Source organism: Sphingomonas quercus (assembly GCF_018863195.1).
Taxonomy (GTDB): Bacteria; Pseudomonadota; Alphaproteobacteria; order Sphingomonadales; family Sphingomonadaceae; genus Solisphingomonas; species Solisphingomonas quercus.
This window is the reverse complement of record NZ_JAHKRT010000005.1, coordinates 22,530-45,968: the sequence shown is the minus strand read 5'-3', so window position 1 is coordinate 45,968 and position 23,439 is coordinate 22,530. Positions and strand designations below refer to the sequence as shown.

14 protein-coding genes and 2 pseudogenes are annotated in these 23,439 nt (G+C 66.2%); 15 read left to right on the top strand and 1 reads right to left on the bottom strand.

Annotation, left to right across the window (positions count from 1 at the left end; all coding sequences use genetic code 11):
• Window positions 1-95: 95 nt before the first annotated feature.
• From KOF26_RS10280 to pyrG, 5 genes are all read left to right on the top strand, one after another.
• A complete protein-coding gene (locus tag KOF26_RS10280) occupies window positions 96-1,631 on the top strand; it encodes a globin-coupled sensor protein (RefSeq protein ID WP_216324198.1) in 1,536 nt (511 codons plus the stop codon).
• Between the two features lie 99 nt (window positions 1,632-1,730).
• Window positions 1,731-3,254 (top strand): globin-coupled sensor protein, encoded by a 1,524-nt coding sequence (locus KOF26_RS10275; RefSeq protein ID WP_301183134.1) that lies wholly within the window; start codon window positions 1,731-1,733, stop codon window positions 3,252-3,254.
• 173 nt (window positions 3,255-3,427) lie between these two features.
• Complete coding sequence (locus tag KOF26_RS10270; RefSeq protein ID WP_216324196.1) at window positions 3,428-4,459, top strand: acyltransferase family protein; 1,032 nt, start codon at window positions 3,428-3,430, stop codon at window positions 4,457-4,459.
• Between the two features lie 82 nt (window positions 4,460-4,541).
• On the top strand, window positions 4,542-4,976 hold the full coding sequence (secG, locus tag KOF26_RS10265) for a preprotein translocase subunit SecG (protein ID WP_216324882.1): 435 nt from the start codon (window positions 4,542-4,544) through the stop codon (window positions 4,974-4,976).
• A gap of 152 nt (window positions 4,977-5,128) precedes the next feature.
• Complete coding sequence (gene pyrG / locus KOF26_RS10260; protein ID WP_216324194.1) at window positions 5,129-6,763, top strand: CTP synthase; 1,635 nt, start codon at window positions 5,129-5,131, stop codon at window positions 6,761-6,763.
• A gap of 52 nt (window positions 6,764-6,815) precedes the next feature.
• On the opposite strand, the gene KOF26_RS17310 is transcribed toward pyrG, so the two are convergent.
• Entirely contained in the window at window positions 6,816-6,941 is a 126-nt protein-coding gene (locus tag KOF26_RS17310; RefSeq protein WP_301183133.1) for a hypothetical protein, read from the bottom strand.
• 427 nt (window positions 6,942-7,368) lie between these two features.
• Here KOF26_RS17310 and proS point away from each other — a divergent pair, with 427 nt between their 5' ends.
• From proS to KOF26_RS10215, 10 genes and pseudogenes are all read left to right on the top strand, one after another.
• Window positions 7,369-8,688, top strand: a complete 1,320-nt coding sequence (gene proS, locus KOF26_RS10255) for a proline--tRNA ligase (protein ID WP_216324192.1) — start codon at window positions 7,369-7,371, stop codon at window positions 8,686-8,688.
• A complete protein-coding gene (locus KOF26_RS10250; protein ID WP_216324190.1) occupies window positions 8,685-9,935 on the top strand; it encodes a lipoprotein-releasing ABC transporter permease subunit in 1,251 nt (416 codons plus the stop codon). Before proS ends, KOF26_RS10250 begins: the two co-directional genes overlap by 4 nt.
• Window positions 9,928-10,602: an ABC transporter ATP-binding protein gene (locus tag KOF26_RS10245; RefSeq protein WP_216324188.1), complete on the top strand. Its 675-nt coding sequence runs from the start codon at window positions 9,928-9,930 to the stop codon at window positions 10,600-10,602. Before KOF26_RS10250 ends, KOF26_RS10245 begins: the two co-directional genes overlap by 8 nt.
• A 79-nt stretch (window positions 10,603-10,681) precedes the next feature.
• A pseudogene (locus KOF26_RS10240) lies at window positions 10,682-11,557 on the top strand (SdiA-regulated domain-containing protein); the annotation flags it as partial.
• A 60-nt stretch (window positions 11,558-11,617) separates the two neighbouring features.
• A pseudogene (locus tag KOF26_RS17475) lies at window positions 11,618-11,719 on the top strand (PEPxxWA-CTERM sorting domain-containing protein); the annotation flags it as partial.
• Between the two features lie 124 nt (window positions 11,720-11,843).
• The gene (locus tag KOF26_RS10235; protein ID WP_216324183.1) at window positions 11,844-12,350 is read left to right on the top strand and encodes a cupin domain-containing protein; all 507 of its coding nucleotides are present in this window, start codon (window positions 11,844-11,846) and stop codon (window positions 12,348-12,350) included.
• Window positions 12,351-12,408: 58 nt separating this feature from the next.
• A complete protein-coding gene (gene dnaE, locus KOF26_RS10230; protein WP_216324180.1) occupies window positions 12,409-15,915 on the top strand; it encodes a DNA polymerase III subunit alpha in 3,507 nt (1,168 codons plus the stop codon).
• Window positions 15,916-15,994: 79 nt separating this feature from the next.
• Window positions 15,995-17,080, top strand: coding sequence for a PA0069 family radical SAM protein (locus KOF26_RS10225; RefSeq protein WP_216324177.1), 1,086 nt, complete (start codon window positions 15,995-15,997; stop codon window positions 17,078-17,080).
• Window positions 17,081-17,627: 547 nt separating this feature from the next.
• The gene (locus tag KOF26_RS10220) at window positions 17,628-20,027 is read left to right on the top strand and encodes a TonB-dependent receptor (RefSeq protein WP_216324174.1); all 2,400 of its coding nucleotides are present in this window, start codon (window positions 17,628-17,630) and stop codon (window positions 20,025-20,027) included.
• 145 nt (window positions 20,028-20,172) lie between these two features.
• Window positions 20,173-23,358 (top strand): WD40/YVTN/BNR-like repeat-containing protein, encoded by a 3,186-nt coding sequence (locus KOF26_RS10215; RefSeq protein ID WP_216324172.1) that lies wholly within the window; start codon window positions 20,173-20,175, stop codon window positions 23,356-23,358.
• Window positions 23,359-23,439 lie beyond the last annotated feature (81 nt).

Genomic DNA, 23,439 nt, shown 5'->3' with positions numbered 1-23,439 from the left:
TTTCCACAGAAATCCGATCGGATTTCCCCAAATGTAAGGACGATGTTAACCGAGCAGGTCAATAGCCGACGCCATCAGTAGCGTTTGGAGTTGGCATGACCCACGGTAGCGGAAGCTTCGCGAATCGCCTCGCGGTATTTGGTTTCGGCAGCAGGAATTTCGACGTCTTCCCGGCTCTCAAGCGCTTCGTTGAGCGCTTTGCCGGGGCGGCGTTGAGCGATCTTTACGTGCATATCCGCGCCACGCCCGAGGCACGGGGGAAATTCTCCTCGGACGCGGGCATGGATCGCGCCCAGGGATTGCAGCAGCAGCATTGGAGCGAGATGTTCGCGCGTCCGCTCGACCAGGATTATTACAAGCGCGCCGAGAAGATCGGCCATATCCATGCCCGCATCGGCCTGTCACCCACCCTCTATATCAGCAGTTACGCCCGGCTGATGGAGGGCATGGTGACGCGCATGCTCGGCGCGCCGCTGGCGCGTCTCGGCGTCGGTCGCCCGTCGCCGCGTGTGATCGGCACCTTCATCAAGACCGCGTTGCTCGACATGGAGATCGCGCTGTCCAACTATTTCGAGGCGGAGCAGGCCGGCCGCCAGGCCGTGCTCGAGAAGATCGGCGCGGCACTGGATCGGCTGGCCAATGGCGATTTCACAGCGGTGCTGGATGATCTGCCGCCCGGCTATGAGCGGCTCGTCGCGGATTTCGAATCCGCCCGCCAGCGCATCGCCGACACGCTCGCCGAGGTCTCCGCCACCGCCGCCAGCATCAACACCGGTTCGGCGGAGATCAACGCGGCGGCAACCGATCTTTCCCACCGCACCGAGCAGCAGGCGGCCAGCCTGGAAGAAACGGCGGCGGCGATGAAGGAGGTGACGGACGGCGTCAGCGCCACGGCGCGCGATGCCGCCAACGTCGCCCGGACGGTGCACACCGCGCGCGCCGACGCCGCCGAGGGCGGCCGCGTCGCCGCCGAGGCAGTGACGGCGATGGCCGGCATCGAGCAGGCGTCCCACCAGATCAACCAGATCATCTCCGTGATCGACGGCATCGCCTTCCAGACCAACCTCCTCGCCCTTAATGCCGGCGTCGAGGCGGCGCGGGCAGGGGATGCCGGCAAGGGCTTCGCGGTGGGCGCATCCGAGGTGCGTGCGCTTGCCCAGCGCTCCGCCGACGCGGCGCGCGACGTCAAGCAGCTCATCGAGGACAGTTCGCGTCAGGTCGAGGCCGGGGCGATGCTGGTCGGCGAGACGGGCAAGGCGCTGGAGCGGATCGTCGCCGGCGTCGGGGAGGTGTCGACGCTGGTCGAGCGCATCTCGTCCTCCGCCGACGCGCAGGCGAGCAGCCTCCATCAGGTCAACACCGCCGTCGCCGAGATGGACGGCATGACCCAGCAGAATGCGGCGATGGTCGAGCAATCGACCGCCTCCTCGGCCAGCCTTGCCGGCGAGGCGAACCGGCTGGCGACGCTGGTCGGCGGCTTCCGCTTCTCGGCCGATAGCGGGCAGGCGGGACCGGTGCGCGCCGCGCCCGCGCCGGCGCCGGCGCCGCGCGCCCCGCGCCCGCCGCGTCTGGCGGCGAGCGGCGGCCGGATCGCTGTCGCTGATGCCGGCGAGGATTGGTCCAGCTTCTGAGGCCGCCCGGCCAAGCACCTGAAATCGTGCGATTCCGGAGAGGCATCGTTAACTTCGCTTGACCATAACGGATCCGCAACAATGGAAGGACCGTGCGAGATGAGCCAAGAGAGCGATGATCGGGCGTTCGCGGAGCGCCTGGCGATGTACGGCTTCGACGGCGAGGGAGGCTTTCGCGCCTTCCCCGCTGTCAAGCGTGCCGTCGATCGCTTCGCGCCGCGCGCACTGAAAAACCTCTATGCGTTCATCCGCGCGACACCGGCCACCAGCCGCTTCTTCCGCTCGGATGCGGTGATGGACGTCGCGGCCGGCAAGCAGCTCGATCATTGGCGGGGGCTGTTCGCGCATAATCTCGACAGGGAATATCGGGCCAGCGCCGCGCGAATCGGCAAGATCCACGCCGATATCGGCCTGCCCTACAGCCTCTACATCGCAGCCTATGCGCGGGTGATGGGTGACATGATCCCGGCGATGCTGGGTAATCGCATCCAGCGCACGCTCGGCCTCGGCGCCTCGCCGCGGACCATCACTACATTCATCAAGGCCGCCCTGTTCGACATGGACATGGCGATGAGCGTCTATTTCGACGTCGTCACCGATCGCCGCGATCTCGTCGTCGACGAGGTCGGCAGCACCTTCGCACGTCTGGCCGACGGCGATTTCCTCGCCGAGCTTTCGCTGCCGGAAGGCTATGAGCGCCTCGTCACCGACTTCTCGTCGATGCGCGCGCGAATGGTCGACACGCTGTCCCAGGTGGCGTCGGCGTCGGACAGCATCCGCACCGGCTCCAGCGAGATCAACGCCGCGGCGCTCGACCTCTCGCGGCGGACCGAGCAGCAGGCCGCCAGCCTCGAGGAGACCAACGCGGCGATGCGCGACGTCACCGAGGGCGTGACCGCCACCGCGCGCGATGCCGCCAATGTCGCGCGGGCGGTGGTCGGCGCCCGCACCGACGCCGCCGAGGGCGGCCGGGTCGCCGGCGAGGCGGTCGCGGCGATGAAGCGGATCGAGCATTCCTCGGAGCAGATCAACCAGATCATCTCGGTGATCGACGGCATCGCCTTCCAGACCAATTTGCTCGCGCTCAATGCCGGCGTCGAGGCAGCGCGGGCAGGCGATGCCGGCAAGGGCTTCGCGGTGGTCGCCTCAGAAGTGCGCGCGCTGGCCCAGCGATCCGCGGACGCCGCGCACGACGTGAAGCGCCTCATCGAAGAGAGTTCGCGGGAAGTGGCGACGGGCGCCGAGCTGGTCGGCCGTACCGGCGAGGCGCTGGAGCGGATCGTCGCCGGGGTGCGCGAGGTGTCGACGCTGATCGAGCGCATCTCGGTCTCGGTGGAGGCGCAGGCTTCCGGCCTGGGCGAGGTCAGCGCCGCGATCGTCGGAATGGACGCGGTCACCCAGCAGAATGCGGCGATGGTCGAGCAATCCTCCGCCGCCTCGAGCAGCCTCGCCACCGAGGCGAACCGGCTGGCGGAGCTGGTCGGCGGCTTTCGGCTGCGCAAGGGGGGCGCCGTGGCGGCCGTGTCGGCACCGGGGCGGGCCGGTCGCCCGGTGAAGCTCGCCGCATCCGGCGGCGGACGGGCGGTGGTGACGCAGGAGACGGACGACTGGTCGAGCTTCTAACCGCGCATCTCTTTGCCACCCGTTTGTCCTGAGGAGGCATCGGGCCCCTAGACGGGCTCAGCCTCGGCTCGGGGCGAACGGGCTCAGCGCATGAAGGCGTTGCTCAGGCTGGACTTGTTAACCTCATTGCGTCCAAAGGCCCCGCAGACAAGGAAAAATCCGGAAGCCATCGCGTGAACAGCTCTTCTGCCGCCGCTGCAGGCAGCCAGCGTATCCATGGGATCGATGCGTGGCGGGGCCTCGTCCTCGCCATGCTGGGCATCGCCTTTCATTCCGTGGACGCGCTCGGTTCGGGCATGGGCTGGACGCTGATCAAGGAAGGCATCCACGTCTTCCGGATGGAGACGTTCTTCGCCATCGCCGGCTTCCTGGCCTTCCTCGCCAATGATCGGCCGGGATGGGTGAAGAAGCGGGCGGCGCTGCTGCTGGTGCCCTTCGCCTTCACCGCGCTCGCGGTAATCGGGGTGAGGACGATGTTCAGCGAGCCGGCGCGCTGGTGGGCGGAGACCGATCATCTGTGGTTCCTGCCGGTGCTGATGCTCTGCGCCTTCCTGCCGCGCCGCGCGCTGCCGCTGTGGCAGATCGGCGTCGCCGCGATCCTGCTCTCGCCTTTCATGCTGATCCATGTGCCGGTGTGGAAGGCGGCGATCTACCCGCTGTGGATCACCGGCCTGATCACCGCGCCCTATTATGCCGTCTTCTATCTGGCCGGGCAGGCCATCGCCGCCGGCACGATCAGGCTCGGCCGCGTTCACATGTGGCTGGCGATCGCCGCCTTCGCCGCCTGGATCGCGCTGCTGATCGTGGCGCCGGGGGTGCTCGACGATCCGGCCGCCTCGATCGTCGTCCAGCTCGTCCGCACCACCGTGGCGCTGCTGGTGATGCTCGGCATCTTCCAGCAGGCGCTCGGCGTGCGCCGGATCAGCTGGCCGGTGCCGGAATTGTCGCGCGCCTCCTACACCATCTATCTGGTCCATTATCCGGTGACGGTGGGCCTCCAGAACGCGGTGATGATGCTGGCGCCGGGCTATCGCGGCTGGGCGGGGTTCGCGCTGATCTGCGGCGCGACGCTGGCCATCTGCCTGATCGTTCATTTCGGCATGGTGGCGCGCCGGCCGCTCGCCGCCTTCCTGCTCAATGGCCGGCCGCTGCCGCGACCGGTGTTCGCGCCGATCGGCTGGCCGCGCCCGGCAGCGCAGGAATGAGGGGGGCGTGCCGCTCCGCCTTGCCGGATCGGCCCGCATCCACTATGTCGCGCCCCTTGTCCGTATCCCCACGAAAGCCGCCATGTTCACCTTCCTGCTGATAGTCCATGCCCTCATCGCCGCCGCGCTGGTCGGCGTGATCCTGATGCAGCGGTCGGAAGGCGGCGGGCTCGGCATGGGGCAGGGGCCGGCCGGCCTGATGACGGCGCGCGGCGCCGCCGACTTCCTCACCCGCGCGACGACGATTCTCGCCGCCCTGTTCGTGCTGATGTCGATCGGGCTGGCGGCGCTGGCCAGCGTTCACAACCGGCCGGCCAGCATCGACACGTCGCTCGCGCGGCAGGCGCCGGTGGTGCCGGACGCGGGCGCGCCCGCACCTGCGCCGACGGATCCGATCGCGGCCGCCGTGGGCGCGGCACCCACCGCCAATGCTCAGGCGCCCGCCGCCGCGGCGCCGGCACCCGCGCCCGCCCCGGCCCCGGCCCAGGGCAACGCCGCCGTTCCGATGGAACGCTGAGCGCCCGCGGCGGGCCCGGTTTTTTCGTCACAAGGCGGCCCCCCCCCGGGAACATTCGGGGGCTTGAAAGGCGCCGGATGATCCCATCCGGTCGCTTAATGTGATTCGCTGCCTTGCCCTTTCTGCACCCCCTTCGCTAAGCGGTGATTCCCATGGCGCGGTTCATTTTCATCACCGGCGGCGTGGTCTCCTCGCTCGGCAAGGGCCTCATGGCGGCCTCCCTCGCGGCGCTCCTTCAGGCGCGTGGCTATCGGGTCCGCATCCGCAAGTTCGACCCCTATCTGAATGTCGATCCGGGCACGATGAGCCCGTATCAGCATGGCGAGGTTTACGTCACCGACGACGGCGCGGAGACGGACCTCGATCTCGGCCATTATGAGCGGTTCACCGGCGTGCCCTCGCGCCAGTCGGACAATGTCACCTCGGGCCGCATCTATCAGACGATCATCGCCAAGGAGCGGCGCGGCGACTATCTCGGCGCCACCGTGCAGGTGATTCCCCACGTCACCGACGCGATCAAGGCGTTCGCGCGCACCGATGTCGAGGATCTCGATTTCGTGCTGTGCGAGATCGGCGGCACCGTCGGCGACATCGAGAGCCTGCCGTTCATGGAGGCGATCCGCCAGATGCGGAACGACCTCGGGCGGGACATGACGCTGTTCATCCACGTCACGCTGGTTCCCTATATCGCCGCAGCCGGCGAGCTGAAGACCAAGCCCACCCAGCACAGCGTGCGCGACCTTACCGCGCTCGGCATCCAGCCGGACATCCTCGTCTGCCGCTGCGAGCGGCCGCTGCCGGCGTCCGAGCGGGCGAAGATCGCCCTGTTCTGCAATGTGCGGCCCGAGGCGGTGGTGCCCGCGCTCGACGCGGCCAGCATCTATGGCGTGCCGCTCAACTATCATGGTGAGGGGCTGGACACGGAGGTGCTGCGCGCCTTCCGCATCGAGCCGGGCACCGCGCCCAATCTCTCCCGCTGGGAGACGATCATGGATCGCCTCACCAATCCGGAAGGCGAGGTGACGATCGGCGTCGTCGGCAAATATGTCGGCCTGCCGGACGCCTACAAGTCGCTGTCCGAGGCCTTGGTGCACGGCGGCATCGCCAATCGCGTCAAGGTCAATCTGCGCTGGCTGGATGCCGAGCTGTTCGAGCAGGAAGGCTCGGACGTCGCCGCGCAGCTGGAGCCGATGCACGGCATCCTCGTCCCGGGCGGCTTCGGCGAGCGCGGGTCAGAGGGCAAGATCGCGTCCGTGCGCTTCGCCCGCGAGAAGAACGTGCCGTTCTTCGGCATCTGCCTCGGCATGCAGATGGCGTGTATCGAAGGCGCGCGGAATACCGCCGGCATCGCCGGTGCCTCGACCACCGAGTTCGGCCCGACCGAAGAGCCGGTGGTCGGCCTGATCACCGAATGGATGACCGCCGACGGTCTGCAGAAGCGCGAGGAGGGTGGCGACCTCGGCGGCACGATGCGGCTCGGCGCCTATCCGGCGATGCTCGCCGGCAACTCGCACGTCTCGACGATCTACGGATCGGCGGAGATTTCCGAGCGGCATCGCCACCGCTACGAAGTGAACGTCCATTATCGCGACGCGCTGGAGAAAGGCGGGCTGGTCTTCTCCGGCATGTCGCCCGATGGAACGTTGCCCGAAATCGTCGAGCGGCCGGATCATCCCTGGTTCGTCGGCGTGCAGTTCCACCCCGAGCTGAAATCCAAGCCGTTCGATCCGCACCCGCTGTTCGCCAGCTTCATCGCCGCCGCCGTGAGGCACAGCCGGCTGGTGTGAGCCGGCGCGCCTGACGGGTGGAACGATGGCGGCGCCTGGCCTTGTGCGATCCTCAATCCGGCGGCGTGGGCTGGGTCGGCACCGGATCACTGGGCGTGGGCGGGATCGGATCGGTGGGGGTCGTCGGCATCGGATCGACCGGGGTCGGGATCGGGTCGCCGGGGGGCTGGCTGGCCATGCGCATTCTCCTGTCTCGCCCGACCGGAACGTTCAGGCGCAGGAAAGGCTCAACGGCCGATATCGATCCACGATGAGGCCCAGATACACAAACGCCCGGGCCGATTTCTCGACCCGGGCGCCCGCGTGACGAATGCTCGCCAGCCCCCTTTGGGGCTTGGGCTCGACGCGCTTGTTGGATCGCCCCCTTTCGACGATCCTGGCGGAGCCCTTGCCTCCCCGAACCACGGCCATCGACCTGCGTTTCGTGAGAGCTTGGCTACGCTGGATTCGCAGTTCTGTCATGAGCCAAACCTAGGGTATGTTGAGATAATGCCCTGCTTGTGGCGTTTGCGCCACAGATCGCGCGGGCAGGCTGATGCTTGTCGATTGCCGGCGCGCGCCCTACAGCCTCAAGCCGATCATTCCTCCGGCCGATAAAGAGACCGATGCGCCTCACCCGTTATTTCCTGCCCGTCACCAAGGAAACGCCTGCCGATGCGCAGATCATCAGCCACAAGCTGATGCTTCGCGCCGGCCTCGTCCGGCAGACCGCCGCGGGCATCTATGCCTGGCTGCCGCTCGGCTATCGCGTGCTGCGCAAGATCGAGCAGATCGTGCGGGAAGAACAGGATCGATCCGGCGCGATCGAGCTGCTGATGCCGACGCTGCAATCCGCCGACTTGTGGCGCGAATCCGGGCGCTACGATGCCTATGGCCCGGAGATGCTGCGCATCACCGACCGGCATGATCGTGAGATGCTGTACGGGCCGACGAATGAGGAGATGATCACCGCCATCTTCCGCGACAATGCCCGCAGCTATCGCGACCTGCCGCGCTCGCTCTACCACATCCAGTGGAAGTTCCGCGATGAGGTGCGCCCCCGCTTCGGCGTGATGCGCGGCCGCGAATTCCTGATGAAGGACGCCTATTCCTTCGACATGGACGAGGCCGGCGCGCGGGCCAGCTACAACCGCATGTTCGTCGCCTATCTCAACACCTTCGCGCGGATGGGCCTGCGCGCCATCCCGATGCAGGCCGATACCGGCCCGATCGGCGGCGACCTCAGCCACGAGTTCATCATCCTCGCGCCGTCGGGCGAAAGCGATGTGTTCTATCATGCCAACTGGGAGCGGCCGGCGGATCTGAGCTCGGTCGACTTCGATGATGCCGCCGCCCTCCAGGCGATCGTCTCGGGCCACACCGCCGACTATGCCGCCACCGACGAGAAGCGCGATCCGGCCCGCGAGGCGGAGGCCGGCGAGGCGTTGCGTCAATCGCGCGGCATCGAGGTCGGTCATATCTTCTATTTCGGCACCAAATATTCGGGCGCGATGGGCCTCAAGCTGCAGGGCCCGGACGGCGCCGAGGTGGTGCCGCACATGGGCAGCTATGGCGTTGGCGTGTCGCGCCTGATGGGCGCGATCATCGAGGCGAGCCACGACGACAAGGGCATCATCTGGCCCGACGCGGTGGCGCCCTATGCGGTCGGCATCGTCAATATGCGCGACAATGACCCGGCCTGCACGGCGGCGGCGGACGCGCTCTACGCGAAACTGAACGCCGCCGGCGTCGAGACGCTCTACGACGATCGTTCGCTGTCGGGCGGCCAGAAGCTGGCGACGATGGACGTGATCGGCCTGCCCTGGCAGATCGTCATCGGCCCGAAGGGGCTGGAGCGCGGCGTCGTCGAGCTCAAGCGCCGCGCCACCGGCGAGACGATCGAGCTTGCTCCGGACGAGGCCGTGGCGAGGCTCGCGGCGAAGTGATTCTCAACCGCTATGAGCGGATGATCGCCCGGCGTTATCTGCTGCCGGGCAAGGGCGAGGCGTTCATCTTCCTGGTGGCGGGCATCAGCCTGTTCGCGGTCACGCTGGGCGTGGCGGCGCTGGTCATCGTCATGTCGGTGATGAACGGCTTCCGTGTCGAGCTCTTCGACAAGGTGATCGGCCTCAACGGCCACGCCGTGGTGCAGGGCTATGGCAACCGCCTCGACAACTGGCGCGACATCGTGGCGCAGGCCAAGGCGACCCCCGGCGTGACCAGCGCCGTGCCGCTGATCGAGCAGCCGCTGATGGCGAGCTATGAGGGCCGTGTCGAAGGGGTGGTGACGCGCGGCATGCGGGTGGAGGATATCCGCGACAATGCCGTGCTGAACGGCAAGGTGACGGCGGGCAGCCTCAAGGCGCTGACCCCGGGCTCGGGCAATGTCGCGATCGGCGCGCGCCTCGCCGAGGAACTTGGCGCGAGCGTCGGCGGCGAGGTCAGCCTGATCAGCCCGCAGGGACAGACGACGCCGTTCGGCACGGTGCCGCGCATCGTCTCCTATCGGGTGGCGGCGATCTTCGAGGTCGGCGTCTATGATTATGACAAGGCGTTCGTGATCATGCCGATGGAGGACGCGCAGACGCTGCTGATGCTCGACGATGCCGTCGGCATGATCGAGGTGCAGACCGCCGATGCCGACCGGGTGGCCGAGATCCTTGCCCCGCTCGCCGACAAGGTGAGGCGCAAGGGCGTGATCTCCGACTGGCGACAGATGAACTCGGCGCTGTTCGAAGCGCTGGCGGTGGAGCGCGTGGCGATGTTCGTCGTGCTGTCGCTGATCATCCTGGTGGCGGTGTTCAACATCCTGTCGTCACTGATCATGCTGGTCCGCGCCAAGACCCGCGACATCGCCATTCTGCGCACCATGGGCGCCACGCGGCGCGGCCTGATGAAGGTGTTCATCACCGTCGGCCTGACGATCGGCACGCTGGGTACGGTGTCAGGGCTGATCCTGGCGCAGATCTTCCTTTATTTCCGCCAGTCGGTGGTCGGGTTCGTGCAGTTCGTGACCGGGCAGAATCTGTGGGATCCGTCGATCCGCTTCCTCACCGAATTGCCAGCCAAGACCAATCCGGTCGAGGTCGTGGCGGTGACGGTGATGGCGCTCGGCCTGTCCTTCCTCGCCACGCTCTATCCGGCGTGGAAGGCGGCCAGCACGGACCCGGTGCAGGTGCTGCGCTATGAGTGAGCCGGTCCTCGACGTGCGCGACCTGCGCCGCAGCTTCGAGCAGGGCGGCGTGCGTATCGACGTGCTGCGTGGCGTCTCGCTGGCGGTGGCGCCGGGCGAGATCGTGGCGCTGCTCGGACCCTCGGGCTCGGGCAAGTCGACGCTGCTGCAGGCGGTCGGCCTTCTGGAGGGCGGTTTCGAGGGCGTGATCCGCATCGCCGGCACCGAGGCCTCCCGGCTCGACGATGGCGGGCGCACCCGTCTGCGCCGCGACGCGCTCGGCTTTGTCTATCAGTTCCACCATCTGCTTCCGGATTTCTCGGCGGTGGAGAATGTCGTGCTGCCCCAGCTCATTCACGGGGCGGACCGGCCGGCAGCCAACGCCCGGGCGGCGGACCTGCTCACCACCCTCGGCCTGGGCAACCGACTGACGCATCGTCCGTCCCAGCTGTCCGGCGGCGAGCAGCAGCGGGTCGCCGTGGCCCGCGCCCTTGCCAACCGACCGGCGCTGGTGCTGGCCGACGAGCCGACCGGCAATCTCGACGAGGCCACCGCCGATGTCGTGCTGGCCGAGTTCCTGCGGCTGGTGCGCGGCCAGGGGGCGGCGGCGCTGGTCGCCACCCATAATGAGCGCCTGGCGGCGAAGATGGATCGCCTCGTCCGCCTGCACGAGGGCGTGCTCGCCTGATCGGCAGGCTTTAACCGTCCGGTAACCATCTCGTCATCGCTCGCCTTCATGGTCTTCCCCGAGCCCTCTTCCCGACGGGATGACGGCCGTCTGCATTCGTGAACCAAGGGGGAATGCCATGAAGACCGCTCTTTTGCGCGCCGGCGTCGCCGCGCTCGTCCTCACCACCGCCGTCTCCGCCAGTGCCGCGGGGCTGCTCGACCATTATACCACCGCCTGGTCGGTGGCGATCGCGACGCCGGAGGCCAGCGCCGTCGCCTATAACTGGGATACCCACCGGCTGATGGTCACCAATGACGAAGAGGATGGCAATTTCGCCCGCTTCGGCGAGTATGACATGAACGGCGCCAAGGTTGCCGACATCAACCTGCCGGGCTGCCTGTCGCTCGGCAGCAGCCAGTGCGACCCCGAGGGCCTCACCTATGTCGGCAACGGCCAATATGTCGTTGGCGAGGAGCGCTATCAGGATATCGCGCGCATCAGCCAGACAGCCGTCAACGGCACCACGCGCACCTACACCGATCTCTCTGCCGCGCCGACGATCAGCGTCGGCCCGAACGCCGGCAATACCGGCCTCGAGGGTGTCGCCTACGACCGCACCTCCGGCGACTTCTACGCCGTGAAGGAGACCGGCCCCCAGACGATCTGGAAGATCACCAACGCCGATTTCGGCAATGAGACCGCGACCATCAGCGCGCTCTTCGATATCGGCAGCCTCGGCCTCGACCGGCTGTCGGACATCGCGGTGCTTTCCAATGGCCTGTTCGCCGGCACGGCTTTCGGCGACAATCTGCTGATCCTCAGCGGCCGTTCGCAGGTCATCTACGAGCTTAGCCAGACCGGCCAGCTGATCAGCCAGTTCGACCTGTCGGGTTTCGACGCCCTGATCAACCCGCTGGACGAGGGCGGCAAGTTCGAGGGCATGACGCTGGACGAGGACGGCAATATCTATCTCGTCAGCGACGACGGCGACGGACGTAACCAGTCCTATTTGGTGAAGCTCCAGTACAACGCTCTCGCCGCCGTGCCGGAGCCGGCCAGCTGGGCGATGATGGTCGGCGGCTTCAGCCTGGTCGGCGTCGCCGCCCGCCGCAGGCGCCGCGTCGTCGTCGCCTGATCGCCGGAGGCGGAAGAATGGGATGCCGCTCGCCGCGTGGCGGGCGGCATCTTCGTTTCCGGCGCTTGATGACGGGAGGCGGACCATGCATCCTGCCCGCACAGAACAGACAGGGAGAGGGATCATGGAAACCAGGCGCATTCTCGCGACGCTCGGGGCGGCGCTGATCGGGACGGCGATGGCGGGCGCCGCGTTCGCCCAGGCGCCCGCAGCAGCAACGCCGCTGCCGTTGGCCATTTCGGCGGCGGAGATCGCCGCGGTCGCGGCGAAGGCCAAGGCGACGATCAAGCCCGGTCAGCCGACCTTTTCGCAGAACCTCATCTCGGCCGAGCCCTATACGGCGCATCTCGAATATCGCCCGCTCGTCGGCCCGGCGGCGATCCATGCGGCGCAGGCCGAATTCTTCTACGTGATCGACGGCGCCGGCACGGTGACCACCGGCGGCACGCTGACCGAGGCGGGCGCGCCGAACGGCGGCGGGACCACCATGGGCAAGGCGATCGCCGGCGGCCAGACCCGGGCGGTCGGCAAGGGTGACATGTTCATCGTGCCGGAAAAGACGCCGCACTGGTTCGGGACCATCACCAGCCCGCTGGTGCTGATCTCGATGTACGTGCCACGCGGCGGGTGAGCGGGGGGGGGGGATAGCACCCCTTTCCAGAATCGGCCCGCGCTCCCATAGTCCGGAGATGACGTCCCCGATCTTCGTGCCGCTGCGTGTCTTCTCCAGCTACACCATGCTGGAGGGGGCGATCGATCCCAAGCTGATCGCCAGGCACGCTCGCGCGCTCGGCTTTCCGGCGGCCGCGATCACGGACCGCAACGGCCTTTACGGAGCGATGGCCTTCTCCGCGGCGTGCAAGGCGGAAGGGGTGCAGCCGATCGTCGGGACGATGCTCGCGGTGGCGCGGCCTGACGGCATTGGCGGGGCGGAGGCCGGCAAGCCGCCGGTGATCGACTGGCTGGCCCTCTATGCGCAGGATGCGGCCGGCTATGACAATCTTTGCGCGCTCGTCTCGGCCGCCCATCTCGACCGCCCGGCGCATGATGATCCGCACGTCCCCATGGAGGCGCTGGCCGGCCGCACCGACGGGCTGATCGCGCTCACCGCCGTCGGCGAGGGCGCGCTCACCCGGCTGATCGCCGCCGAACAGCAGGCGGACGCGGAGGCCTATGTCCGCCGGCTGGAGACGCTGTTCCCTGACCGGCTCTATATCGAGCTGGCGCGGCGCGGCGACGCGGACGAGACGAAGGCCGAGCCGGCGCTGGTCGACTTGGCCTATGCGCGCGACCTGCCGCTGGTCGCGACCAACCCGGCCTGCTTCGCGGTACCCGAGTTCCACGCCGCCCACGACACCATGCTGTGCATCGCCCAATCCACCTATGTGGAGACGGACGACCGCCGCCGCTCGTCGCCGGAGACGTGGCTGAAGCCGGCGGCGGAGATGGCGCGCCTGTTCGCCGATCTGCCGGAGGCGATCGCCAATAGCGCCGTCGTGGCCCAGCGCACCGCCTTCGCCGCGCCCAAGCGCAAGCCGATCCTGCCCAGCCTCGCCGGCGATCGCGAGGCGGAGGCGGAGATGCTGCGCGAGGACGCCCGTGCTGGCCTGGAGGCGCGCCTTGCTCTCTACAATGACGGCGTCGATCGCGACGCCTATTTCAGCCGGCTCGAATTCGAGATCGACGTCATCATCCAGATGGGTTTTCCGGGCTATTTCCTGATCGTCGCGGACTTCATCAAATGGGCCAAGGCGCATGACATCCCGGTCGGGCCGGGCCGTGGATCGGGCGCGGGATCGGTGGTGGCCTGGGCGCTGACCATCACCGATCTCGATCCGCTCAAGCTGGGCCTGCTGTTCGAGCGCTTCCTGAACCCCGAGCGCGTGTCGATGCCGGACTTCGACGTCGATTTCTGCGAAACGCGGCGGAGCGAGGTGATCCGCTATGTGCAGGAGAAATATGGTCGCGATCACGTCGCCCAGATCATCACCTTCGGAAAGCTGAAGGCCCGCGCCGTCCTCAAGGATACCGGCCGCGTGCTGCAGATGAGCTATGGCCAGGTCGATCGCCTCGCCAAGCTGGTGCCCAATCACCCGACCGATCCGTGGACGCTGGAGCGCGCGCTAAACGGCGTGTCCGAGCTTGCGACCGAGTATAAGCGCGATCCGGACGTGAAGCGCCTGTTCGATCTCGCCAAGGAGTTGGAGGGCCTGCCGCGCCACAGCTCAACCCACGCTGCCGGCGTGGTGATCGGGGATCGGCCGCTCGACAAGCTGGTGCCGCTTTATCGCGATCCACGCTCGGATTTCCCCGTCACCCAGTTCGACATGAAGCATGTCGAGGACGCGGGGCTGGTGAAGTTCGACTTTCTCGGCCTGAAGACATTGTCGGTGCTGAAGAAGGCGCAGTCGCTGCTCGCTCAAAGCGGCGTGACGGTCGATTTCGATCGCCTCGCCTGGGACGATCCGGCGGTCTACGCGCTGTTGCAGTCCGGCCAGACGGTGGGCGTGTTCCAGCTCGAATCGGAAGGCATGCGCCGGACGCTGGCCGCGGTGAAGCCGACCTGTTTCGAGGACATCATCGCGCTCGTCTCGCTCTATCGGCCGGGGCCGATGGACAACATCCCGAGCTTCGGCGCGCGCAAGAACGGACGGGAGGAGATCGACTATCCCCATCCGTTGCTGGAAGGCATCCTCAAGGAAACCTACGGCATCTTCGTCTATCAGGAACAGGTGATGCAGGCCGCGCAGGTGCTGGCCGGCTACACGCTCGGCGGCGCCGACCTGCTGCGCCGCGCGATGGGCAAGAAGATCAAGGCCGAGATGGATGCGCAGCGCGCGATCTTCGTCGAGGGTTGCGAGAAGACCAACCAGATCCCCTCCGCCAAGGCCAATGAGCTGTTCGACCTGATCGACAAGTTTGCCGGTTATGGCTTCAACAAGAGCCATGCCGCGGCCTATGCGCTGGTCGCCTATCAGACGGCGTGGCTGAAGGCGCATCACAAGGCCGAATTCTTCGCCGCCTCGATGTGCTACGACATGAGCCAGACCGACAAGCTGGCCATCTTCATCGAGGATATGCGCAGGCTGGGCGTGGCGTGCCTGCCGCCCTGCATCAACCGGAGCGGCGCCGAGTTCGGCGTGGAGGATGGCGCGGTGCGCTATGCCCTCGGCGCGCTCAAGGGCGTCGGCGAGAAGGCGATGGAAACGCTCTGCGCCGAACGTGATGCCGGTGGCGCGTTCAAATCGCTGGCCGATTTTTCCGATCGCATCGACCCTCGCCTGCTCAACCGCCGCCAGCTTGAGAGCCTCGCCGCTGCCGGCGCGCTCGACGCCCTCGAGCCGGACCGCGCCACCGCCTTCGCCGCGGTGGAGACGGTGCTCGCCCATGCCGCCAGCGCCGCCGATGCACGCGAAAGCGGACAGGGCGGCCTGTTCGGGGAAACGGCGGGCAGCGTCGCCCCGCTCCACCTGCCGCGTGCCGAGCCGTGGACGCTGGCGCACCGCATGGGCCAGGAGAAGGAGGCGTTCGGCTTCTATTTCTCGGCGCACCCGACCGATCGCTATCGCCATCTCGCCGCCGCCAATCGCGCGCGCACCTTCGCCCAGCTGGCGGCGATGCCGGTGTCGGCCGATCCCGAGCCGCGCTTCGTCGACGGCCAGCGGGTCGCCGCGCCCAAATCGGCGATGGCGGTGCTGGTCGAGGATGCGCGCTGGCGGGTGTCGGCGCGCGGGCGACGCTACCTTCTCGCCACCTGCTCGGACAGTTCCGGCCAGTTCATGGCCTCATGCTTCGACGATGATATCGCCGAGACCGTCGAGGCGGCGGCCAAATCGGGGGCGTGCGGACTGATGACGGTGGAGCTGGATCGCCGCCCGGGCGAGGAGACGCCACGCATCACCGTGCGCCGCATCCAGCCATTCGAGGAAATGTCCGGCACGATCCGCCTGCGCCTGTCAGTGGAAACGGGTAGCGCGGAGGCGGTGCGCCGCATCGCCGCGGTGGCGGGCGCCGCCGGTGGCGGGCGCGGCGAGCTGGAGCTGCTCGCGCGGCTTTCCGATGGACGGGTGCTGCCGATGCGGCTGATGCGCGATCTCGCCGCCGACGCAGAGCTGGCAGCGCGGATCGAGCAGGTACCGGGCGTGATCGCGGTGACGCTCGACACGATCGGGCCGATGCTGGCGCTGGTCGGGTAGATCAGGCCGGAAGACGCAGGCGACCGGCGCCGCCAGGATTTCTGTTCCTGATTTGTTCTCGGCATGCTAATGCGGGGGAATGTCACAAGCTGGCAAGACACGGCCGACGCGCGGCGCCACCGACAACGCATTGAGCGGGCGGTTCAATCTGCCGACTCACGAGGCTGATGGGGACTGGCTCGATGCCCGGGATGTCGTCGACGGCGCGGTCGCGCCAGCGAGGACGGACATCCAGGTCGTCCATCCGAAGACGGCGATAACCTATAACAAGTCACCCGACATCGCCTTCGACCGCAGCATCAATACGATCCAGGGCTGCGAGCATGGCTGCATCTACTGCTTTGCACGGCCGACCCATGCCTATCATGACCTTTCTCCGGGCCTGGATTTCGAGACGAAGCTGTTCGTGAAGCCTGATCTGCCGGCGTTGCTGCGGGCCGAGCTGGCCAAACCCGGCTATCGGGTTAGCCCGATCGCCATGGGTACCAACACCGATCCCTATCAGCCGGCCGAGAGCCGGTGGCGGATCACGCGCGGGGTGATCGAGGTGCTGGCGGAGCATGATCATCCGCTGGTGATCACCACCAAATCCGACCGTGTGCTACGCGATCTCGATCTGCTTGCGCCGATGGCCGCCAAGGGACTGGTTGCGGTGGCCATATCCGTCACCTCTCTGACGCCGCGCGTCGCGATGACGCTGGAGCCGCGCGCCCCGCATCCGGAGAAAAGGCTGGCGGCGGTCAGGGCGCTGGCTGACGCCGGCGTGCCGGCATTCGTCAATATCGCGCCGATCATCCCGGCGATCACCGACAGCGAGGTGGAGGCGATCATCGCCCGCGCGGCGGAAGCGGGCGCAACCAATATATCCTATATTCCGGTGCGTCTTCCCTGGGAGGTGGCGCCGTTGTTCCGCGCCTGGCTGGACGCGCATTTTCCCGAGCGTGCCGGCAAGGTGATGGCGATCATCCAGTCGCTGCGCGGCGGCCGGGACAATGATCCGGGTTTCTTTTCGCGGATGCGCGGCCAGGGGCCATGGGCCGAGCTGATGCGCACCCGGTTCCAGATCGCCAAGGCGCGTCACGGTTTCCCGCAGGAGCGGCGGAAGCTGGATATGCGCTGCGACCTGTTTCGGCCGCCGGCGGGGGCGCAGGGGGAATTGTTCTGATGGGGCGCGATCGGCCTCTTGCCGCCTGATCCAAAGGCCGACCCCGGCGCGATGCGGCATTGGCGCCGCCGAGCCGGGCGGCGGACGCTTTGGCTTCAGGCGTTTTGCGGCTATGCGATCATGTAAATTCGGATAAACCTAGCCCGTTGCTGCGAGAATCAACCAGTATCGTAGTTCATATGAGCCAAAATGCCGCGTTTTTTCGCCCCATTTTGGAATTACATCTCTACCGCGATGATGCATATTAAAAATGTCACGAGTCGGGGAGATCGTTGCCGCTTTCAATCGCAAAGCCGGCGAAGTGTGGCTGATAATAAGAAGCATTCGCTAGAAGCGTTCGCGAGGAAAATAACTGTCCGAAGACGGCAGGATTGCGCGCGCGGCACGGTGACGATGATCTTGCGAATTGCAATATTTCTAAATCGGGAGAGTCCGCTCCAAAAAAGTTGCACACGAAAAGGGGGTTCTGATGAAGCTTGCTGCCAATAAAACTCGCCAAGTGTTATCTTTTCGTATCGCCCTGGCTTGCTCTTCCGCATTGGGTTTCATGGCGCCGGCTCATGCACAGCAGGCGGCCGCGCCCGCCGCGCCAGCCGATGATACGGAGATCGTCGTCACCGCGCTGAAGCGCGCGACGAGCATCCAGGAAACGCCGCTGGCGATTTCGGCGGTGGGCGCCGGCACGCTGACCAATCAGAACATCACCGATTCGACGCAGCTGACGCGGGTTACCCCGAACCTGCGCATCGAGGAGGGCAATGCCGGCAGCCGCATCACCATCCGCAACCTCCGCGCGACGGGCGAATCGCTTGTCGGCCTTTATTACGATGAAGTCCCGCTGACCGGGACGGGCGGCGTCAGCAACGATGCCGGCGCCAATTCGCCGGCCGTGCGCCTGTTCGACGTCGAGCGCGCCGAGGTGCTGCGCGGGCCGCAGGGCACGCTCTACGGCGCCAGCTCGATGGCCGGCACGATGCGCATCATCTTCAACAAGCCCAACCTCGTCGATGTCGAAGGGGCGGTGAACGGGCAGGTGACCACCGTCTACAAGGCGGGCAAGACCGGCCAGATCTTTGATGCGATGGTCAATGTCCCGGTCGTCACCGACAAGCTGGCGGTGCGTGTCGTCGGCTATTATGATTATACGCCCGGCTACATCGACAATTCGGTGCTCGGGCTGAAGGATATCAATGATGGACAGGGCTATGGCGGTCGCCTGCTGGTGCGTTTCCGCCCGATCGAGGACCTGACCATCGACGGCATGGCGGTTTATCAGAACCGCAGCAGCTATGGCTCGGCCTGGAACAATACCGAGAACCGCCTCACCGGCCGCAAGTTCGACCAAACGCTGACCATCCAGCAGCCACAAAAGGACGCGATGGAGCTGTACAGCGGCACGGCGAACTGGGACTTCGGCTTCGCGACGCTGACCGCGGTCGGTTCCTATGCCAAGCGCGACGTCAAATATAATTTCGATTATACGCCCTATTTCGCACGCTATTACAACGGCACGTACAAGGGCGATCCTGCGCGGATTCCGGGCTATGCGGCCTTCGCCTCGGACTGCCGCGCCGGCATCATCGGCGGCGTGACCGGATGTAGCGGGCCAGACTATCAGAACTTCGTCAGCGCCTGGGGCAGCATGACCGCCTACCAGCCGCAATCGACCAAGGCTTCGACCGAGGAAGTGCGGCTGGCCAATGCGGACCACGCGCTGAAGTGGACGGTGGGGCTCTATCACAGCTTCCGCAAGAACACGACCCAGAGCCTCCTCAACACCGTCGATCCGGTGACCGGCCTGCAGGATTATCCGAACGGCTATACCTTCCCCTATGCCTATGGCGCCAAGACGAACCTCAATCGCGTCATCGACGACACGCTGGAGCAGACGGCTGGATTCGGCGAGCTGACCTGGGACATCACCCGCAAGCTCAGCCTGACCGGGGGCTTCCGCTATTTCGACTACAAGAAGGTCACCGGCTCCGAGGTGATCATCCCCAACTATGTCGCCGGCAACACGATCACGCCCTTTTCCGAGCTGAAAGGGTCGGAGAACGGCACCCTGCTCAAGTTCAGCGCCAGCTACAAACTGACGCCCGACGTGATGCTGTTCGCCTCCGCCTCGCAAGGCTATCGCCCGGGCGGCGTCAACCAGACGCTCGGCCTGCCCAGCTACGCGGCGACCTACAAGTCGGACAAATTGTGGGATTATGAGCTGGGCTTGAAGAGCACCTGGTTCGATCGCAAGCTCGTCATGAACGTCAGCCTGTTCCAGATGGACTGGAGCAGCATGATGGTTTCGGCGTCCTATCAGGGCGCGTTCGGCTTCATCACCAACAGCCCCGGTGGCGCGCGCATCCGCGGCGTCGAGGTGGAAAGCACGATCATGCCGCTGCAGGGCCTGACGCTGCGCGCGTCCGGCAGCTACACCTCGGCGAAGCTGCAGGACGACATCAAGCTGCCCGACGGCATCAATATCTGCACCAACACCTCGCCGCCCTATGTCAATTGCACGGTGTTCCGCGGTCTTGGCGTCGCCGGCAACACCTTGCCGAACACGCCCAAGTGGACGCTGCAAGGCTCCGCCGACTATATCCAGCCGCTCGGCGACGACTTCCAGATCCTCTATCACGCCGATGCCAATTACCGCAGCGGCTATTGGTCGATCTATGATCCGAACGCTGCCAATGTAATCCCGGAAAACGATCATCTTGCCGGCTATGCTCAGGTCAATGCCCGCATCGGGTTCGAAAAGCAGGACGGGCAGTGGGGTGTCTATGCTTTCGTCAACAATATGTTCAACAAGCTGGCCATTCTCGGCAAATCGTCGAGCGCGACCAGCTCGACGATCGCGCAGACTGTCATCAACGGCCAATCCTATGCCACCCAGAACATCACCACCGTCATGCCGAGGACGATCGGTCTCAGCTTCAGGACGAAGTTCTAGGGCAGGAATTTTCGTTTATGAACAATAGTGACAAATATTTTCCTTGAACCCGATTTGGCCCGGCGCGACTGTCGTTCGCGCCGGGCCGCTGATCTTCCCGGCCTGCCCGAATCTGCCGTGATGCCAAGCTTTGAAAGGACGAACGATGCGTGCGCGTAGCATGACTTTGGTGGCGTTGCTGATCGGCACCGCGATCGCGGGGATGCCCATCACCCTGTCGGCGGCGTCAGCCGCGATCACCGATACCGGGCCGCTCTCGATGGAGGGCATGAAGTATCGCATGATCGGGCCGTTCCGCGGCGGGCGCGCCACCGGGGTCGCCGGCGTGCCGGGGGATCCGACCGTCTATTATGCCGGCATGTCCTCGGGCGGGCTGTGGAAGACGACGGATGCCGGGCGCAGCTGGGCGCCGCTATGGGACAAATTCCCCGAAGCGTCGCCGGCGGTGGGCGCGGTGGTGGTGTCGCCGTCCGACCCGAACGTCATCTATGCCGGCACCGGTGAGGGCGGCGCCCCGCGCGGCAATGTCGTCGGCGGCAACGGCGTGTTCAAATCGACCGACGGCGGCAAGAGCTGGGCCTATGCCGGCCTGCGCACGTCGGAATTCATCGGTCGGATGGCGATCAGCAGCACCGATCCCAACCTCGTCTTCGTGGCGGCGGGCGGCTCGCTGTTCCGCGACGGCGGCGAGCGCGGCGTCTACCGCACCCGCGACGGTGGCAAGACCTGGCAGCGCGTGCTCTTCGTCGACGACAAGACCGGTGCCGTCGACGTGCAGATCGACCCCACCAATCCCAACATCGTCTGGGCAGCGATGTGGCAGGTCCATCGCAAGCCCTGGATCATGGAAAGCGGCGGCCCGGGCAGCGGCCTTTATCGGTCGACCGACGGCGGCACCACCTGGCAGAAGCAGACCGGCAAGGGCCTGCCCGCCGGCATCCTCGGCAAGATCGGCGTGGCGCCGGCCGCCGACGGCAAGCGCGTCTATGCACTCATCGAGGCGGAGAAGGGTGGGCTCTATCGCACCGACGACGGCGGCGCCTCGTGGCAGCTGATCAACGCCGACAACGCCTATAAGCAGCGCGCTTGGTATTACACCAACATCTTCGCCGATCCGAAGGATGCCAACAAGGTGTTCGTGATGAACACCGGCGCCTATCGCTCCACCGATGGCGGCAAGTCGTTCAAGTCGATGCCGACGTTCCACGGCGACAATCACCAGCTGTGGATCAATCCGGCCGATCCGCGTTACATGGTGAACAGTAATGACGGCGCCGTGAACGTCTCCGTCAATGGCGGCGACAGCTGGACCCAGGGCGATAATCAGCCGACCGGCCAGATCTATCATATCGCCGTCGACAATCAGGTGCCGTACAACATCTATGGCGCGCAGCAGGATAACACCACGGTGCGCATCGCCTCGGCCAGCGTCAGCGGCGGCATCACCATGCGCGACTGGCAGCCCGTCGGCGGCGGCGAGAGCGGCTATGTCGTCCCCGATCCCAAGGATCCGCACGTCGTCATCGCCGGCAGCTATTGGGGCGAGGTGTCCCGCTATGACGACCGCACCGGCCAGGCGATCCCGATCAAGCCGTGGCCGCACGAGACGATGGGCTGGGCGCCGAAAGACGTGCAGCATCGCGGCCAGTGGACCGAGCCGCTGCTCTTCTCGCCGCACGATCCGAACACCCTCTACAACGCCAATGAAGTGGTGTTCAAATCGACCAATAACGGCCAGTCCTGGGACATCATCTCACCGGACCTGACCCGCAACGACAAGACGAAGCAGCAATCCTCGGGCGGCCCGCTGACCAAGGACAATACCAGCGTCGAACTATTCGGCGTGGTGTTCTCGCTCGCGGAATCGCCGGTGCAGAAGGATCTGATCTGGGCCGGTACCGACGATGGGCTGATCCAGGTCACCAGCAATGGCGGCAAGGCATGGGCCAACGTCACCCCGAAGGACATGCCGGAATGGGGCACGGTCGACATGGTCGAGCCGCACCCCAAAAAGGCCGGCACCGCTTATATCGCGGTCGAGCGCCACAAGCTCGGCGACCTCAAGCCCTATGCCTTCCGCACGGATGATTTCGGCAAGAGCTGGGTGCCGATCACCAATGGCCTGCCGGCGGATGCCTATGTCCATGTCGTGCGCGCCGACCCGGCCCGCGACGGCCTGCTCTATGCCGGCACCGAGAACGGCATCTTCGTCTCGCTCGACGACGGCGCGCACTGGAAGCCGCTCAGCCTCAACATGCCGCGCGTGCCGGTGCATGATCTCGCCGTTCACCCGACCGGCGATCTGGCGGTGGCGACGCATGGCCGCGCTTTCTGGGTGCTGGATGATCTGACGCCGCTGCGGCAATGGTCGGACGCCATCGCGCAGGAGCCGGTTCATCTGTTCACGCCGCGTCCGACCTTGCGGATGCTCTATTCGGGCCGCGGCGATTCGATGACCAAGTTCACCGGCGAGAATCCCCCGACGGGCGCCATCCTTTATTATAATCTCGGCAAGGATGTCGCGCCCGACGCCATCAAGCTCGAAATTCTGGATGCCTCCGATACCGTCATCCGCAGCTTCAAGCCCTCGGCGCGGCCGGCGGCGCGGCCCTCCGGCGACGAGGACGAGGATGAGGCGCCCCGCGCCCCGGCGCCCTCGCTCGGCACCAAGGCGGGGCTCAACCGCTTTGCCTGGGATATGCGCGTGCAGGGGCCGGTGCAGGTGCCGAAGTCGGCGATGTGGCATGCATCGACGCTCGGCCCGATCGCCATCCCCGGCCAGTACAAGGCGCGGCTGACGGTCAATGGCCAGGTACAGACCCAGCCGATCGAGATTGTCGCCAACCCCAATGTCAAGGTGACCCAGGCCGAACTCAAGGAGCAGTTCGATCTCGCTCTGGCGATCAACCGCGAGCTGAGCATGGTGCAGGACGCGGTGCTGGAGATCCGCGAGCTGCACGCCAAGCTGGCCGAAACCCGCAAGGCGGCAGGCGGAAAGCGGGCGGTGATCAAGGCCGCCGACACGCTTGAGGCCAAGGTCAATGCCGTTGAGGACAAGCTGATCCAGAAGCTGTCGATCGCCAATGAAGATCCGCTGAACTTCCCGGTCCGGCTGAACAACCAGCTCGCTTCCCTAGCGTTGACCGTCGGCACCGGCGACAACAAGCCGACCAAGCAGGCTTATGCGGAGTTCGACATCCTCAAGGCGCAGGCCACCGCCTATCTCGCCGAATGGAGCAAGCTGAAAACCGGCGAACTGGCCGGCTTCAACAGCCAGATCGGCAAGGCGAGGCTGGAGCCCGTGTCGATCACGCCACAGACCGCGATCTGACGTTGGGGCGAGGGGCGCCGGCCATTGCGCTCCTCGCCGGCTGCCGACAGGTTGGCGTCAGGCAAGCCTGTTAACTCTGAT

What these genes read in the sequence shown, in the direction of transcription:
- KOF26_RS10275 (WP_301183134.1), top strand. Translation starts at nt 1,731, where the DNA reads ATGAGCCAAGAGAGCGATGATCGGGCGTTCGCGGAGCGCCTGGCGATG.
- KOF26_RS10245 (WP_216324188.1), top strand. Translation starts at nt 9,928, where the DNA reads ATGAGTGAGCCGGTCCTCGACGTGCGCGACCTGCGCCGCAGCTTCGAG.
- proS (WP_216324192.1), top strand. Translation starts at nt 7,369, where the DNA reads ATGCGCCTCACCCGTTATTTCCTGCCCGTCACCAAGGAAACGCCTGCC.
- secG (WP_216324882.1), top strand. Translation starts at nt 4,542, where the DNA reads ATGTTCACCTTCCTGCTGATAGTCCATGCCCTCATCGCCGCCGCGCTG.
- dnaE (WP_216324180.1), top strand. Translation starts at nt 12,409, where the DNA reads ATGACGTCCCCGATCTTCGTGCCGCTGCGTGTCTTCTCCAGCTACACC.
- KOF26_RS17310 (WP_301183133.1), bottom strand. Translation starts at nt 6,941, where the DNA reads ATGGCCAGCCAGCCCCCCGGCGACCCGATCCCGACCCCGGTCGATCCG.
- KOF26_RS10215 (WP_216324172.1), top strand. Translation starts at nt 20,173, where the DNA reads ATGCGTGCGCGTAGCATGACTTTGGTGGCGTTGCTGATCGGCACCGCG.
- KOF26_RS10225 (WP_216324177.1), top strand. Translation starts at nt 15,995, where the DNA reads ATGTCACAAGCTGGCAAGACACGGCCGACGCGCGGCGCCACCGACAAC.
- pyrG (WP_216324194.1), top strand. Translation starts at nt 5,129, where the DNA reads ATGGCGCGGTTCATTTTCATCACCGGCGGCGTGGTCTCCTCGCTCGGC.
- KOF26_RS10280 (WP_216324198.1), top strand. Translation starts at nt 96, where the DNA reads ATGACCCACGGTAGCGGAAGCTTCGCGAATCGCCTCGCGGTATTTGGT.
- KOF26_RS10220 (WP_216324174.1), top strand. Translation starts at nt 17,628, where the DNA reads ATGGCGCCGGCTCATGCACAGCAGGCGGCCGCGCCCGCCGCGCCAGCC.
- KOF26_RS10235 (WP_216324183.1), top strand. Translation starts at nt 11,844, where the DNA reads ATGGAAACCAGGCGCATTCTCGCGACGCTCGGGGCGGCGCTGATCGGG.